15 protein-coding genes are annotated in these 15,812 nt (G+C 35.3%); 2 read left to right on the plus strand and 13 right to left on the minus strand.

Annotation, left to right across the window (positions count from 1 at the left end):
- Positions 1 to 8: 8 nt before the first annotated feature.
- The 11 genes from V7S79_RS07010 to V7S79_RS07060 all read right to left on the minus strand — a co-directional run bounded on the left by V7S79_RS07010 (position 9) and on the right by V7S79_RS07060 (position 10,770).
- Positions 9 to 1,262, minus strand: a complete 1,254-nt coding sequence (locus tag V7S79_RS07010; protein WP_459489849.1) for a carbohydrate porin — start codon at positions 1,260 to 1,262, stop codon at positions 9 to 11.
- Position 1,263: 1 nt separating this feature from the next.
- On the minus strand, positions 1,264 to 2,346 hold the full coding sequence (locus V7S79_RS07015; protein ID WP_459489850.1) for an efflux RND transporter periplasmic adaptor subunit: 1,083 nt from the start codon (positions 2,344 to 2,346) through the stop codon (positions 1,264 to 1,266).
- A gap of 2 nt (positions 2,347 to 2,348) precedes the next feature.
- Positions 2,349 to 3,596: a TolC family protein gene (locus V7S79_RS07020; RefSeq protein WP_459489851.1), complete on the minus strand. Its 1,248-nt coding sequence runs from the start codon at positions 3,594 to 3,596 to the stop codon at positions 2,349 to 2,351.
- A gap of 186 nt (positions 3,597 to 3,782) precedes the next feature.
- Positions 3,783 to 5,150, minus strand: coding sequence for a HAMP domain-containing sensor histidine kinase (locus V7S79_RS07025; RefSeq protein WP_459489852.1), 1,368 nt, complete (start codon positions 5,148 to 5,150; stop codon positions 3,783 to 3,785).
- Positions 5,147 to 5,836, minus strand: a complete 690-nt coding sequence (locus tag V7S79_RS07030; protein WP_459489853.1) for a response regulator transcription factor — start codon at positions 5,834 to 5,836, stop codon at positions 5,147 to 5,149. Before V7S79_RS07030 ends, V7S79_RS07025 begins: the two co-directional genes overlap by 4 nt.
- Positions 5,837 to 5,853: 17 nt before the next feature.
- Positions 5,854 to 7,197: a hypothetical protein gene (locus V7S79_RS07035; RefSeq protein ID WP_459489855.1), complete on the minus strand. Its 1,344-nt coding sequence runs from the start codon at positions 7,195 to 7,197 to the stop codon at positions 5,854 to 5,856.
- Between the two features lie 71 nt (positions 7,198 to 7,268).
- On the minus strand, positions 7,269 to 7,625 hold the full coding sequence (locus V7S79_RS07040) for a hypothetical protein (RefSeq protein WP_459489856.1): 357 nt from the start codon (positions 7,623 to 7,625) through the stop codon (positions 7,269 to 7,271).
- A gap of 186 nt (positions 7,626 to 7,811) precedes the next feature.
- The gene (locus V7S79_RS07045; RefSeq protein ID WP_459489857.1) at positions 7,812 to 8,528 is read right to left on the minus strand and encodes a pyridoxine 5'-phosphate synthase; all 717 of its coding nucleotides are present in this window, start codon (positions 8,526 to 8,528) and stop codon (positions 7,812 to 7,814) included.
- A 31-nt stretch (positions 8,529 to 8,559) separates the two neighbouring features.
- A complete protein-coding gene (locus V7S79_RS07050; protein WP_459489859.1) occupies positions 8,560 to 9,552 on the minus strand; it encodes an aspartate-semialdehyde dehydrogenase in 993 nt (330 codons plus the stop codon).
- Between the two features lie 13 nt (positions 9,553 to 9,565).
- A complete protein-coding gene (locus tag V7S79_RS07055) occupies positions 9,566 to 10,072 on the minus strand; it encodes a hypothetical protein (RefSeq protein WP_459489860.1) in 507 nt (168 codons plus the stop codon).
- A 110-nt stretch (positions 10,073 to 10,182) separates the two neighbouring features.
- Complete coding sequence (locus V7S79_RS07060; protein WP_459489861.1) at positions 10,183 to 10,770, minus strand: 5-formyltetrahydrofolate cyclo-ligase; 588 nt, start codon at positions 10,768 to 10,770, stop codon at positions 10,183 to 10,185.
- A gap of 164 nt (positions 10,771 to 10,934) precedes the next feature.
- On the opposite strand from V7S79_RS07060, the gene parS reads away from it, so the two are divergent.
- Both parS and V7S79_RS07070 read left to right on the plus strand, forming a co-directional pair.
- Positions 10,935 to 11,423 (plus strand): type II RES/Xre toxin-antitoxin system antitoxin, encoded by a 489-nt coding sequence (parS, locus tag V7S79_RS07065; RefSeq protein ID WP_459489862.1) that lies wholly within the window; start codon positions 10,935 to 10,937, stop codon positions 11,421 to 11,423.
- Positions 11,424 to 11,882, plus strand: coding sequence for an RES family NAD+ phosphorylase (locus V7S79_RS07070; RefSeq protein ID WP_459489863.1), 459 nt, complete (start codon positions 11,424 to 11,426; stop codon positions 11,880 to 11,882).
- Positions 11,883 to 11,968: 86 nt separating this feature from the next.
- Here V7S79_RS07070 and V7S79_RS07075 read toward each other — a convergent pair whose 3' ends face one another.
- A complete protein-coding gene (locus V7S79_RS07075; RefSeq protein ID WP_459489864.1) occupies positions 11,969 to 13,144 on the minus strand; it encodes an acetyl-CoA C-acyltransferase in 1,176 nt (391 codons plus the stop codon).
- 19 nt (positions 13,145 to 13,163) lie between these two features.
- Positions 13,164 to 15,569, minus strand: coding sequence for a 3-hydroxyacyl-CoA dehydrogenase/enoyl-CoA hydratase family protein (locus V7S79_RS07080; RefSeq protein ID WP_459489865.1), 2,406 nt, complete (start codon positions 15,567 to 15,569; stop codon positions 13,164 to 13,166).
- Between the last annotated feature and the right edge of the window lie 243 nt (positions 15,570 to 15,812).

Here is a 15,812-nt window from a genome sequence, read left to right on the forward strand (position 1 = left end):
AAATTAATTTAAAATTCGGTATGAACGCGGATACCCCATACGCAAACAGGGCCCCGATCTTTGTTGTATCCAGGATTGATGATGTACTGGAAATCTGGTGAAAATGTAAACGAGGTATTGTCTAAAGCATAGCTATAGAAAGCTTCTAAAATACTTTCCTGACCATAATTTAGATTGCCATCTCCAATCATAAAGCCATTTCCTCCCAATTGTTGATATTTTTGGTGTGATGCAGATAATCCATTTGCTACGATTGCTAAGCCTGCAAAATCGTTTTTACGTTTCCATTTTTGACCAAAAAAATGGATTCCTGCAGAAATTGATTCATCAATTTCTGTGAAGGCCCATGTTTCATTTTTTCCATCATTTAAACCAAATCTACCAAATACGCCAAAAATATCTTTGTGTGTCAATTCTGCATTGATTCCAAATCCCATTTTTGTTCGGTAGGATTTTCTCGTAGATGTTATATCTGGAGTGCCATTGAAATTTTGATTGGCTTGATCGTAATTTCCCATCCCTGCTTGATTTCGGTAAACTAACAAACGAATAACCGCTTGATCGCTTTTTGATATAGAGATAGGTTTGGTAAGTTCTAAATTAATTCCATTGGCTATGTCATATTGATAATCTAAATCTGGACCGTTGGCTGAAGTCGGAACGGCAGAAAAAGAAGCTCTAATCTCAAATTTGGGTTGAATGTATTGTGCGTATATTCCTGAAGTATATCCACGAGTATTCGCTGCATAATCCCAACTTCCTTGCGACATCAATGACCAATTCATAAAATGTGCTCTCGGGTCATGTGAATAAGTATTGAAATCGAAATAGTCTGCCAATCCGAATTTGCCTATGACAATTTTGATGGATTGATTATTTTTCAAGTCAAAAACTTGTGATAAAAATAATCTTGCAACATACACCACTGGTTCCGGATTCCCGATACGAAATGTTTCTCCATTGGTAAATCCACCCAAGCCTTTAGCTTGAGAAAGACCTTTACCTCCCGACATTTCAGGATTAAACGTGAAATTGCCTCCTTTCCAAAGTTTACTATCAAAAAATAGGGTAGAAGTTAAGGACATCGCACCTTCTTCTTGCGGAATCAAACTATTATCCCCCGTATATTTGGCTGAAAACGCTGAATGATATTGGTAAATACTTGTTTGCTGAAAGTGCAAACTGATTCTTCGGTTGCTCGAATCTGTTTGAGCAATCGTCCAAAAACTCAGAAAAAGAAATACAAAAATTAGTACTCTCATTTTAGTCATTCAATGCGTCGTAGATCAACATGCCGTTTTTCGAAATCACTTTTTCGCCTTTTTGTAAGCCATGACTGATATAACTTACGTTCCCTATTTGACGATATACTTCAACCAATCTCGTTTCAATATTCGAACGATCTTTGTAAATCATTACCCAGTTTTTACTTTTATCGAAAATGACCGCAGAAGAGGGTACTGTAATCATCTTATTGTGTTCTGAATATTCAACATTGATGGTCGCATTCATTTCAGGCTTCAACTTATAATCGGTATTAGGAATTCTAATTCTAACCTTCATGGCCTTGGTATCTGGATCGATGGTCGTAAAGATTTTATCAATTTTTCCTTTGTAGATTTGATCTGGATAACTCAAAGTGCTTACGTTAGCCACATAACCGTTTTGAATCAGTGGAATATCACTTTCATTCACATTGGCCATAGCCCAAACTTCATTGATTTCCGCTATACTAAACAAGGCGTTTGAATTATCTGATCTGATTTGTTCATTAGGTGAAATGTCTTTTTTAACAATAAAACCACTCATAGAAGCAGTTAAATTGTAAATGGAACCCTTTTTCATGTTGTAAATACTGTAAATTTCATTGATTCGGGCCAATTCTGCTTGTTGTTGTTCCAATTCTCTTTGAGCTACAATGACGTCTTTTTCAGAAGTTAATTTACTACGATATAAATCTTTCGCTACTTGCAGGTTTTTTTCTGCAACCGCAACATTTCCCAATGCATCTAATTTGTCTCTTTCAAAACCAGCTAATTCACCACTTCGAATGACAGCAAGAATTTGACCTTTTTTGACATAATCGCCCAGTTCCACATTGATTTTAATGACATTACCACCTACCAAAGAGAATACTTCAGCTTGTTTGTTATTGTCTGCTTGGATTTTTCCGAACAATCGGAGTTCATTTTTGACATCTGCTAAATCTGCGTGATAAAATTCACAGCGGGCCAACATCGTGTCGCTTAATCGGAAAGCAAGTGCTTGACTCCCTTCTTTATTTTCTTTGGAACAGGAAGCAAAAATGATAAATGCCCCCAATAGGATAAATAGCGTATTTTTCATACTTAAAAATTGTCTTGTGCTGTACTTAATTTAATCTGTTCTATCGTAGTTGCTAATTGGATTTTAATCCTTGAAATTTCGGATAAAGCGTTGTTATAGGATTCAAAAAAATCGACGAATTCTAAAATTCCGATATTCCCTTTTTTGAAATTATCCGTCATCCCTTTTAAAGTTATTTCAAAATCATCATTGTAGAGATGGATATTTTTTTGGTATTCTTTGGCAGTTTGTTGGTATTGCAAATAATTGCTTTGAACTTCAGATTCAATCTGATTCTTTAAACTTTTGAGCAAAGTGTTTTTTTGTTCTACTTGAATTTTGGCGGTATTTATATTTCCCTGATTTTTATTCCAAAACATCAATGGGATTGCAAAACCAATATTTACTTGTTTTTGAAAAGCTCCGCCACGTTGGTCATATGAAGAAAATAGGGTAATGTCTGGCTTTGCTAATTTTTGTTGATAGGAAAGATAAAGTTCACCAAATTCGATATCTTTTTTGGCCATTAAAAAATCGGGTCTGTTGTCTAAAGATTTATTGATTAATTCATCCAATTTTAGTGGAATGATGAACTTTGCAAAATCAGATTCGCTGATATTTGGCTTTATGATGGATTTGGTTTGTAGTAATATTTGCAGCTTGGAAAGTTCCTCGAAATAATCGGAAAATAAAGCTGCTCGATCATTGTTTAAATTTAAGTATACGCCTTTTAAACGAACCAAATCCTTTAAAGGAATATTGCCTTTTTGTACCTGCGTTTCAAATGACGACATGATTTGATCCAATTGTGCCAATTGGTTATCGTACTTTTTGATCAATAATTCCTTTTGACTTAATAAATACAAACCTGCATGTAATTGAAATTTCAACTGACGCAATAAATCAGCGAATGCCAATTCCGCCATTTGAGTATTGGTTTTGGCTAAATCAATTTGAGCTTTTCTTTTGCCTCCAAGTAAAATCAATTGCTCAATTTGAACACTTTGCTGGCCACTATTTCCTAAATGAAAAATCTTGTTGTTTTCAGGATCAATGGCATTAAAGTCTGCAGTAAGAACAGGGTTTGGATACAGTTTAGCCTGAAGTTCCTGTGCTTTTTGTACATTGATGTTTAAGTTCGCAGCCAATAATTGATAATTGGACGAAATAAATAATTTATCGGCCTGAGAAATAGAAATAGATAAGGTGTCTCCCAAAGCAAAAGCCTTGATGGAAACCATCCAAAATAGAAATATTAATTTATTTTGCATTGTTCGAATTCTTTACAACGATACGAAATTGTAGAAATCGAACTTAAATTGAACTTAAAATGATTTTTATTAAGAATTTATTTCCTCTTTTAGCCCTCTGGCTTCGACTCCGCTCAGCCATCGAGCTCAAAACCTTTACCTCTTACCTCTTACCTCTTACCTCTTACCTCTTACCTCTTACCTCTTCTATTTATGCAAAGGCAAATAAATAGTAAATCTATTGATTGAATTTACCGTACTTGAATAGTCAATTTTACCATGATGCAATTCAATAATTTTGTTGACTAAAACCAAACCTAATCCAAAACCTCTTTTACCCTTACTGTTTTCTCCTCTGAAAAAATGTTGAAATAAATAGGGTATTTCTGGATCTGCAATTACTTTTCCTTTGTTCGAAATTTGAATAATTAAATGGTTTCTTTGGTTTTTGAAATGAATAATTGCTTTGTTTTCTGATGAATAATTGACACAATTCAACAGTAAATTTTGAATGACCATTTTCATCAAGCGCTCGTTTCCTTGAATTGAAACACCACGGTCGGAATCTAATTTTTCATCAAATATGATGTCAAATTTAAATTTTGGGTGAATTTTTTTGCAATCGGCTACCCAATCAAACACAACATCATCCATTCGTAATTCCTGAAAAGTTAAATTGGAATGTGTCTCTACTTTGGCTATTTCCAACAAAGCGTTGATCATGTCGCCCAATAACTTGGTATCTTCTTTTTGATTTTTAATTCCTTCTTTCAATAACAACTTATCTTCTTCCGATTCCAGTTTTTCTAAGTTGGAAACCAAGATGGAAATAGGGGTTTTTAATTCATGTGAAATGTGGTGAATGGCATGTTTTTGAAAGGCAAATGAATTTTGTAACCTTAGCATTAAATCATTGAAGCGATTGGTCAATAAGTATATTTCATCCTTGTTTTCTGGAATGGGTAATAAATGATTCGCTGTTTCGATATTGATAATCTTCAAAGCAGCTGCCATCGAAATAATAGGTTGCGTAATCTGCTTGGCTAAAATAAAGGAGGAAAGAAGAATGAGTGCCGATATAATGATAAATAATATCCCCAGGGCGTATTTTAAAAATTCCAATTTACTATAACCAAACTCATCATATGCTTTTGATATGCCATAATATTCGATTCCATCATCGATGAAATAAATGCCCACTACGTCATTTTCACCTTCCTTACTTTCAATGATTTTTTTTCGACTATTCAAACCGTTTAATAAATCATTGGAAAATTCGATCACTGTGTCATCTAAACTAGAATAAATTAATTGTTTCTTTGAATTAAATAGTAAGGTTTTTTCATTCAATAATTTATTGATTTTCAAACGCCCCATAGATCGAATGATGTTGTGGTTGGAAGCTTGTGATTCTTCAAGAAAAGTAATCGTCGAGATGATGTGGTCCTTGATTCTTTGTTGAAATTCTTCTCTTCGATAATTAGAAAAAAGCGTGAATATCAAAAGGAAGGCGAAGCCAGTAATAGCGATAGCTAAGATGGAAAAATACACCAATATTCTTTGTCTTATATTCATAGGATATCTAAATAATAGCCAAAGCCAATTTTGGTTTTAATCAATTGTTTGACAAATGGTTTATCAATTTTCTTTCGAAGAAAATTGATGTATACTTCAATCGTATTGTTGTTGTCGTCCAAAGACCCGCCCCAGATAAATTTATTTAGTTCTTTCTTTGTTACAATTTTCCCTCTTGCATTCACTAGCATTAATAGTAAATTGAACTCCCTTGGAGTTAATGTGATGTCTATATTTGCTCTTTTAACTATATTTTTACTTAAATCTATTAATAAATCTTCGATTCGAATGATATCTTGATTGGGTTCTTGTTTTTTTACACGTTTTAATAATGATTTGATTCTTGCAGAAACCTCTTTCATGAAAAATGGCTTTGTGAGGTAATCATCTGCACCCACATTGAAGCCTTCCATTTTGTCTTCCAATTCATCATAGGCTGTGAGAATCAAAATAGGAGTATTTTGATTCTCTTTTCGAATAGATTTACATACCTGAAATCCACTCATGTCGGGTAGATTGATATCTAAAATGACTAAATCGAAATGCCTATTTTGAAAACTTTCTAAAGCATGTTCACCATCAAAAACTTGTTCCACCTGATAAGACTCATTCAATAAAAAATCAGAAAGATTTTTACTGATCATCTGATCATCTTCAATTAACAATATTTTTGGATGTTCATGCATTTTTTTCAAATGAATTATTAAATAAACAATTGAAATTGAAGTGTTAAGCTATTCAATCGATCTCCCGATTTCACTTCTCCATCTTTTACAAAATAGCTAGGTCTGTTTTGTAAATCCAAACTTAATTTAGCTTTATTCCCTTGTAAATAATAATTGATACCCAAATTATAAGTATTTACAGGCAATCCATTCATTCGATCATAAGATGCTAAGCTTGAGGCAAGATAAGGCATCCATCTATTTGACATACCTGCCGTTTTGGAAGGTAACAAATAAGCAATTTGTGAATAAATAATATGTCCTGTTCCAAACATGGGATAGGAATTTCCATACGTGGCACCTTGTCCTGTTATCGAATTACTTGAATTCAAATTAGTTCCATTGGCTGGATTCATTGCTCCATTGTATCGCAAATAATTGGTCCCGTAATTGGTATTAAAATATCCCAAATAGGCATTAATGGCACTATGTCTAGCTTTGTTCAAGGGTAAATCCACAAAACTTTCTACCGCCCAATGCATCATTTGCTGATAAGTAGTATCTCCCACAGCATTTTTTGACCACATCGCATTGGATTGATGAATAAATCCTCCTGCAATATTTACAATTTTTTTGGTGCCTAAATAGGAGCCTGTCATGTAAGGAGTTGTGTGATTTTCATGATCAAAAAATTGATAAATCAAATAAGCTTGTTGTTGCAATGAATGCCCTTTTGTGCTAAAATTAGCATAGTTAGAAAGTGCTGGGGGAGTTTGCCCATTGGAACTGATAGGGAAGGGGTCACTTAATATGAAACGATAATCCCAATGACCGATTTGTCCTCTTGCATAAACGCTTAATTTTCTAGAAAACTGATCAATTTGATCTACTGTTGTTTGTGCAAAAACAGGCACATCCATGCTTGTAATGGTTCCGATACTTGGTTGAGAAAATCGTGATAAACCAGAAATGATACTCAATCCACCTCCAATTTTCAATTGATTTTGTTCTGAAACCCTATATTCTCCCAATGCATCATGGAAAAAAGGTGCAATTTTCCGATTACCAGTTGAATTGTATTGGGCATTAAAATTGTTTTGCCCAAATTGAAAATAGATAAATGCCCGATCGGTCAATTGTCCATATAATTGAATTCTTGTTCTTCTTAAACCAATATCGAAAGTATTCGATTCTGGATTACCTTCTACGGTGGTTCCTGGATTATTTTCTGTTGTGCGGACCCAAACTTGATTTAAAAAAGTAGTTTGAAAATAATGACTACCACTTTCGTTTAATTTGACTTTTAGAACTTCATTATCAGTTTGTCCAAAAATTGTATTGGAGATACTTAGGAATAAGATAAAATATGCAAATTTTTTCATCGCGTGTAAGTTTTGGGCATTGAAATGCCATTTGAGAATAAATAAATGTAAAAAACGGAGGAAAAATGATCCTACAGTCGTAGGTTTTGAAATTCTAAAAAGTAAGAAATTTGATAAGCTTTGATGAGATCAAAGTGTTCTTGAGAAGTGGTAATTTCTTGTTTAAGTGTATTTAAAAGGGAAGTGGCAATTGAAAATTTTGCAAGTGAAAAAACCTTTTCAATGCTAGGCTCATTTTGATCAACTTCTTCTTCAACTTCCTCTTCTTCAAGGTCTATAACTATCTGATTTTGTGTTGATTTAGAAGTTGAATGTAGGCTTTTATGATTTTTTGTGAAAGTTTTAGCACCTTGAGCAATAGTCGTTATACCAAGTCCTAAGCTCAGTATAAAAAGAATTTTCAATAAGTGTTTAACAAAGTATTTCATAAACATATTCGAAGAGAGAAGAGAGAAGAGAGAAGAGAGAAAAGAGAAAAGAGAAAAGAGAAAAGAGAAAAGTTTTACCTCTTACCTCTTACCTCTTACCTCTTACCTCTTACCTTTTACCTTTTACCTCTTACCTCTTACCTCTTACCTCTTACCTTTTACCTCTTACCTCTTACCTCTTACCTCTTACCTCAACTGTCTTTTATACAATTGAATCGTATTTTCTAATCCATAATACAAGGCATCACAAATCAATGCATGTCCGATGGAAACTTCATCCAAAGGATTCACCTGGGCTTTGAAAAATGCCAAATTCTCTAGGCTTAAATCGTGTCCAGCGTTGATGCCTAACCCCAATTGATGCGCTCTAAATGCAGCTTTTCTATAATCAGCAACCGACTTTACGGGGTCTGTTGGAAAAAGCTCTGCAAATGGTTCTGTATATAATTCGATTCGGTCAGCTCCTGTACTTACTGCCGCTTCAATCATTTCCAACACAGGGTCCACAAAAATCGAAGTTCTGATACCCGCTTCTTTAAACGGGTGAATTAATTTTTTCAATAATTCTTGATGCTCAACGGTGTTCCAACCGTGGTTGGAGGTAATTTGTCCCAAAGCATCAGGTACCAAGGTAACTTGCTCAGGCTTGACAGCCAAAACCAATTCAACGAATTTTTCTTCCAAAGGGTTCCCTTCGATATTGAATTCTCTAGAAATTTTTTCTTTCAAAGCGTAAACATCTGCATATCGAATATGGCGTTCATCGGGTCTTGGATGAACCGTAATTCCTTCTGCACCAAATCGCTCACAATCCAATGCGACTTGTATCAAATCCGGATTATTGCCTCCTCTTGAATTTCTCAAAGTGGCAATTTTATTGATATTTACACTTAGTCTAGTCATATAAAAAAGGCCGGAAGAACCGGCCTGATTATTAAATTAAGTTATTTTTGGCCAAATATTCCGCGATTTGCACCGCATTCGTAGCGGCACCTTTTCGTAAATTATCAGCTACGATCCAAAGGTTTAATGTCTTTGCTTGAGATTCATCTCTACGGATACGCCCTACAAACACTTCGTCTTTTCCATGTGCGGTAATCGGCATTGGATAGTGGAAGTTTTTCGGATCATCTTGTACGATAATACCTTCTTCCTTCTCAAGGATTGCACGAACCTCTGCTAAATCAAAATCATTTTCAAATTCAATATTGACTGCTTCCGAGTGTCCTCCAATCGTTGGGATACGAACCGTGGTAGCTGTAACCGCGATGGAATCATCCATCATGATTTTTTTCGTTTCCAAAATCATTTTCATTTCCTCTTTGGTGTATCCATTTTCTAAGAAAACATCAATATGAGGAAGAACATTTAAATCAATTTTATGCGGATAAACTTTGTTATAGTCGGTTTTTCCAGCTCTTTCATCAAATAATTGATCAACTGCTGCTTTACCTGTTCCGGTAACTGATTGATAAGTGGATACTACTACACGTTTGATTTTGTATTTTTTGTGCAAAGGGTTCATTACCACAACCATTTGTATGGTAGAGCAATTAGGATTTGCAATAATTTTGTCGTCTTTGGTTAAAGTACTTGCGTTGATTTCTGGAACCACTAATTTTTTGCTAGGGTCCATTCTCCATGCAGATGAATTATCAACAACGGTAATTCCTGCTGCAGCAAATTTGGGGGCAATTTCCAACGAAGTACCTCCTCCAGCTGAAAAAATAGCTACATTAGGTTTCATAGCAATAGCCGTATCAAAGCCAACTACTTCATAATCTTTGCCTTTGAAGCTAACTTTTTTGCCAATGGATCTTTCCGAAGCTACCGGAATTAATTCAGTTACTGGGAAATTTCTTTCCGCCAATACTTTTAAAATTTCACCGCCTACCAAACCAGTGGCGCCAACTACTGCAACTTTCATTTTTATACTTCTATTAAAATTGATAATTCCACGCTACACCCAAATTCGGTCCTAAAGGGCCTATGGGATTTAATTTCAATGTTACCTGTTGATTAGATTTTGCTAATTCATTGTAACGATTTAAGGCTTTGTTAAAATGTTTCATACTAACAGTGCCTAAATAAATATTGAATAAAGCTGTTCCTCCTACAATTGACCAATAAAAGCCATCAGAAACCTTGTCTTTACTCAAAAAAGAATACAATGCAACTGCGGTTGATAAACCGGAAACCCAGCCCATTGTTTTTCTTTGTTTTTTAAAAGTCAAAAATTCATAACTGATTTCTGGGTCCTTGGCTTCCAATAAAGGAATTTGAAGGGCAGAAGGGGAGTCGATGATTTGACGCTTATAAATGTATTTATTATCAAAAATCGATTGCTTCTGTTCAATGGGATATAGTTTTGTTTTTACTTCATCTTGGCTATGGCACAAGAAAGGGATAAAACTCAGTAAAAAAATCACTAATTGTTTGATTTTCACAACTCAATTTACTTGATAGCTCGCAAAATTAGGGCTTAAAGTTTGAACTAGAAAGGAAAATTGTAATAATTCTATGTATTCGGTTTTTTAGATTTAAATCGATTGGATTTTTACATAGTTTCCACTCTGTACAGCCGAGAAGGGGTGATGATGATATCTAATGGGATATCTGTCATTTCCATATCATCTATTTCACTGAATTCTTCGAAAAGACTTAGTCCGATTTTAATTAAGTTATTAGAACATTGTGCCAAATATTGATCATAAAAACCCTTGCCATAACCTACTCGGTGCCCCTTTTTATCAAAAGCCAACAAAGGGATAAACATGAGTTGTATTTCCTGGGGGTTTATTAGATTCTCTAGATCCTCCATAGGTTCCGGTATACCCCATTTGGATAAAACAAGTTCATTGGCCGAATTGATTTTGAAAAATTGCATCTCAATCCCATTCATTACCCTTGGAAAACAAAGCGTATGGCCACCATTCATCCGTGTAATATCTTCATGAATCTGCGCTGTTTCGATTTCATGTTTTGCGGCGATGGGCAAAAAGGAAGCAATGGTTTGAGGCCTAGTTAATTCTTGGATATATTTCTCTACATTCGAACAGAGACTCTTATTCAATTCTTGGAACTGAATCTCTGTCAATTCTTTTCGTTTTTCAAGAAATTGTTTTCTTAGATCAGCTTTAAACATGTACGAAATTACATAAAAGATGGATAAGAAAATTATCAGTAAATAGGTTTTTAATATCAGTTTTTATAGATCTATGAATGTTTATATCATGTAAATTTGATGGTTATTGAAAAATATGTACAAATGTCTTATTTTTGTAGACAAATGTCCTAAATATTAAAATTATGGCAACGGCAATTGAAAAATTAGAGGGTAAACTTGATAAAGAAATAGCTGCTTTTTTTAAATCAAGTAATATTAATGTAGGTAGACGGATTAGCTATGAGGAATTTTTAGAGGATAAAATGTTGATTGTCATTGCGATAAGAGCAGGAATTCCTTATTCTCTATTTGACTTGATTCAAAATAATACTCCATTTTCTGAAAATGATTGGGCCAATTTTCTGGACATTTCGACAAAATCTTTACAACGATATAGGGTAGCATCTGAGCATCACTTTAAGCCTATACACTCGGAGAAAATAATTGAAATGGCTGAAGTTACTAAGGTCGGATTAGATGTATTGGGTAATTTAGAAAAATTCAAATTATGGTTAAATACGCCAAATTTCGCATTAGGGAGTTTAAAACCACTTGATTTATTGAAAGACTCTTATGGCAAGGAACTTGTCATCAGTGAATTAACACGTATTAACCACGGAATATTCGTCTAAATGGAGGTGTATAGGCTTGCAAGAGAAAAGTTTGCTACCCCACTTTCTGGTAAAGGTTCAGCATTCTATGGTGCAAGATGGAATCAAAAAGGTACAGAATTGATTTATACCGCTCAAAACAGGTCACTTGCCATGGCTGAAATGGCTGTACATTTAACCCTTGCTACCTTGCCGGAAGATTTTGTGATTATTACGATTGAGATACCAGATGATCTTGTAATTCAAGAATTCAATGAATCTGATTTGCCAAAAGATTGGAGAGAATTTCCTTTTCCACCTTCAACTCAAAAAATAGGCAGCAACTTTGTAATTGAAAACAAAAATTGTGTTTTAAAACTGCCTTCTGTTGTTGTTAAGGGTGATTTTAATTTACTAATTAATCCCAATCATTCAGATTTTTCTAAAATTTCAATTGTTAATGTGGAGAAATTTCCTTTTGATAAACAGATATTTGAATAAAATATCTCTTTGAAGTAAATTCTTTAAATTATAAAAAAAGCTGCCCTTTCAGGCAGCCTTCCATCTATTTATTGATAAAGTATTTTCTATAATAATTCATAAATGCCTGCAACTCCTTGTCCACCGCCTACACAAGCTGTTACCATGCCATATTTTTGGTTTCTGCGTCTCATTTCATTGAACAATTGAATGGATAATTTAGCGCCAGAGCAACCTAGGGGATGTCCCAAAGCAATGGCTCCTCCATTCACATTTACGATGTTGGGATCTATGCCCAATGTTTTGATCACTGCCAATGACTGCGCGGCAAATGCTTCATTCAATTCGATCTGTTGAATGTCGTTCAATACCAATCCAGCTTTTTTCAAAGCGATAGGTATAGCTTCCACTGGACCAATGCCCATCAAACTTGGTTCTACCCCTGCTGTGGCATAACTAGCCATTCTTGCAATGGGTTGAACATTTAATTCTTTTAAAAACTTTTCTGAAACGACCATCACAAAGGCAGCCCCATCAGAGGTTTGAGAAGCGTTTCCAGCAGTAACCGTGCCACCCATGGAAAATACGGGTCTTAATTTTCCCAATGCCTCCAAGGTAGTATCTGCTCTTGGGCCTTCATCTTTTGAAACGATGTATTCTTTCGTTTTTTTCTTTCCTGAAGCGGCATCAAAATAATTTTCTGAAACTTTGATTGGGACAATTTCGCTTTCAAATTTTCCTGCCTGTTGCGCTGCTAAGGCTTTTTGATGTGATGCAAAAGCGAATTCATCTTGTGCCGTTCTGCCGATTTCGTATTTTTTACTTACTTCTTCAGCTGTTAATCCCATTCCTATATAATAGTCTGGATGTTCGGTAGCAATGTCGTAATTTAATACGGTTTTATGTCCCATCATGGGTAACATCGACATCGATTCAGTTCCACCGGCGATAATACAATCAGCCATTCCTGAACTGATTTTTGCGGAGGCTAGGGCTATGGCTTCTAAGCCTGAACCGCAATATCGGTTAATGATGAAACCTGGTACATTTTTAGGCAAAGAAAGCAATGAAATATAACGAGCCATCTGCATGCCTTGTTCTGCTTCTGGTATAGCATTTCCTACAATTAAATCGTCGACTCTGCTTGGGTCTAAGCTTGGTACTTGGGCAACCAAATGCTTGATTACCTCCGCGGCTAAAGTATCTGGGCGCATGGAACGAAAACCACCTTTATTGGCTTTTGCCACTGCTGTTCTATATCCTGCTATGATGTATGCATTCATAAGTCAAATGTTAAAAGGATTAATTTCTCAATGGTTTTCCACCACCTAATAAGCTTCCAATTCTTTCCAAAGTCTTTTTCTCGCCAGAAAGCGATAAAAATGCTTCTCTTTCTAGATCCAATAAATATTGTTCAGTTACCATTTGAGGTGCATCTAAATCACCCCCGCAAATGGCATAAGCTAATTTATTGGCAATTAAAGCATCGTGCTCAGAAATGTAATTTCCTAATTTCATTCCGTAAATTCCTGCTTTGAATAAAGCCAAACCTTGTTTGCCTTCTACCCAAACATTGGATCTAGGTTGTTTTTGTACATAACCAGCATCTGCTAATGCCAATGCCTCTTTTTTAGCCTCAGCAATCAATTGACTTCGATTTAAAACGATTCGATCGAAGGGTCTTAAATAATTCATGTCCCTTGCTTCATGGGCAGATGTACTGACTTTTGCCGTTGCAATATTCATGAAGGCATTTTGTAAACGATTCAATTCCACATCCCCATTTTGGCGCGCATCACCCATGCGAAGGGCCATTTCTTTGGTTCCTCCACCTGCTGGAATTAATCCAACTCCTACTTCTACTAAACCCATGTAAGTTTCCGCATGTGCCACCAATTTATCCGAGTGTAAACATATTTCGCAACCTCCACCTAATGCAAGTGTATGAGGGGCAATCACAACGGGTATCGATGAATATCGTACCCGCATCATCGTGTTTTGGAAAATGGCAATCATTTGATTGACTTCGTCAAATTCTTGATTGGCTGCATACATAAATAACATGCCTAAATTCGCGCCGGCAGAGAAGGCTTCGATGCCTTCGTTTCCAATCACTAAACCTCGGTAGTTTTTTTCTGCTAAATCAATCGCTTTTTGAATTCCTTCCAAAACACCTTGCCCCATGGTATTCATTTTTGAATGAAATTCTAAACAAAGAATATCATCACCAATGTCCATGATGGTCGCATCATCATTTTGGTAAACAACCTTTTCAGGTTTGAAATTAGCTAATGCGATGTTTTTCTCAGAACCTGGAATCGTTTGATACGATTTTGTTTCTAAATCATAATATTTACGAACCCCTGCCTCGGTTTGATAGAAACTGTTGCAACCATTTGAAATCATTTCATTGACCCAAGCCGCAGGTTCAAAACCATTTTCCCGCATCAAATCAATGCCTTTTTGTACTCCTATGGCATCCCAAGTTTCAAAAATTCCCATTTCCCAACCAAATCCTGCACAAATCGCTTGGTCAATTTTGTAAAATTCATCCGCAATTTCAGGTACACGGTTGGAAGCATATCGGAAGCCATCCAAGAAAGTTTTTCTGTAAAATTCCCCCGCTAAATCTTTTCCTGCTAATAAATAGTCAAATCGTTTGCTTAATGAATCGATGGCCTTGGTTCTTTCCAAAGTTTCAAATGATACCTTTTGAGTAGGACGGTATTCGAAAGTTTGTAGGTCCAAAGCTAAAATTTCACTTTTCCCATTGGCACCTTTTATCTTTTTGTAAAAGCCTTGACCTGTTTTATCCCCCAGCCATTTATTCTCCATTAATTGTTGGAGCATATTGGGTAAAGTGAAAATATCCTTGCTTTCATCGTTTTGCAAGGCTTTTTGTAGATTGTTAGCCACATGAACCGTTGTGTCTAATCCAACCACATCAGAAAGTCTGAACGTGCCTGATTTAGGTCGTCCTACTACTTTTGATGTTAATTTGTCCACTTGCTCAACACTTAAACCTAATTCTTCAACCACTTTCATGGTTTGCATCATGGAATAAACTCCTATCCGATTCGCAATGAAAGCAGGGGTGTCCTTGCAAATTACCGTAGTTTTACCCAATAATGTTTCTCCATATTTTGCAATAAAGTCAACGACAGAAGAATCTGTTTGCGGGGTTGGAATGATTTCCAAAAGTTTCAAATACCTAGGCGGATTGAAAAAGTGAGTGCCGCAAAAATGCTTTTGAAAATCTTCGCTTCTTCCTTCTGACATCAAATGTATCGGAATTCCTGAAGTGTTAGAACTGATTAAAGTACCTGGGCTTCTAAGCTGGTCTACTTTATCATACAATGATTTTTTGATCTCTAAATTTTCAACAATCACTTCGATAATCCAGTCTACCGACTGAATATCTTTTAAGTTATCATCAAAATTTCCGAGTGTAATATTTTCGGCAAAGCTGCTTAAATATAAGGAAGCAGGCTTTGCCTTTATCGTTTGTTGAAATGCGTAATTGACAATTCTGTTTTTTACCAAGGGATGCTCTAAGGTTAAGCCTTTGGCTTCTTCTTCAGGCAAAAGATTTTTTGGTGCAATATCTAATAGCAATACCTTTACGCCTATATTGGCAAAATGACAAGCTATTCGTGAACCCATGATTCCAGAGCCAAGGATAGCTACTTTTTTGATGGAACGATTCATTGAATTGTAGTTTAGGTTTTTATTGAGGTGCTAATTTACTTAAAAAATAAAATGTTATGCAAGCATACTATATTTATTTTTCATAGAAGAGAGAAAAAGAGGTAAAAGGTAAGAGGTAAAAGGTAAAAGGTGTCAGATATAAAAGATTATTTTTTGTTCATGAACCATTGGCTTCGAGTGCCTCAGCCAACGTATTCAAACAATATTACCTCTTACCTCTTACCTTTTACCTCTTACCTCTTA

The organism is Aquirufa sp. ROCK-SH2 (assembly GCF_054558315.1).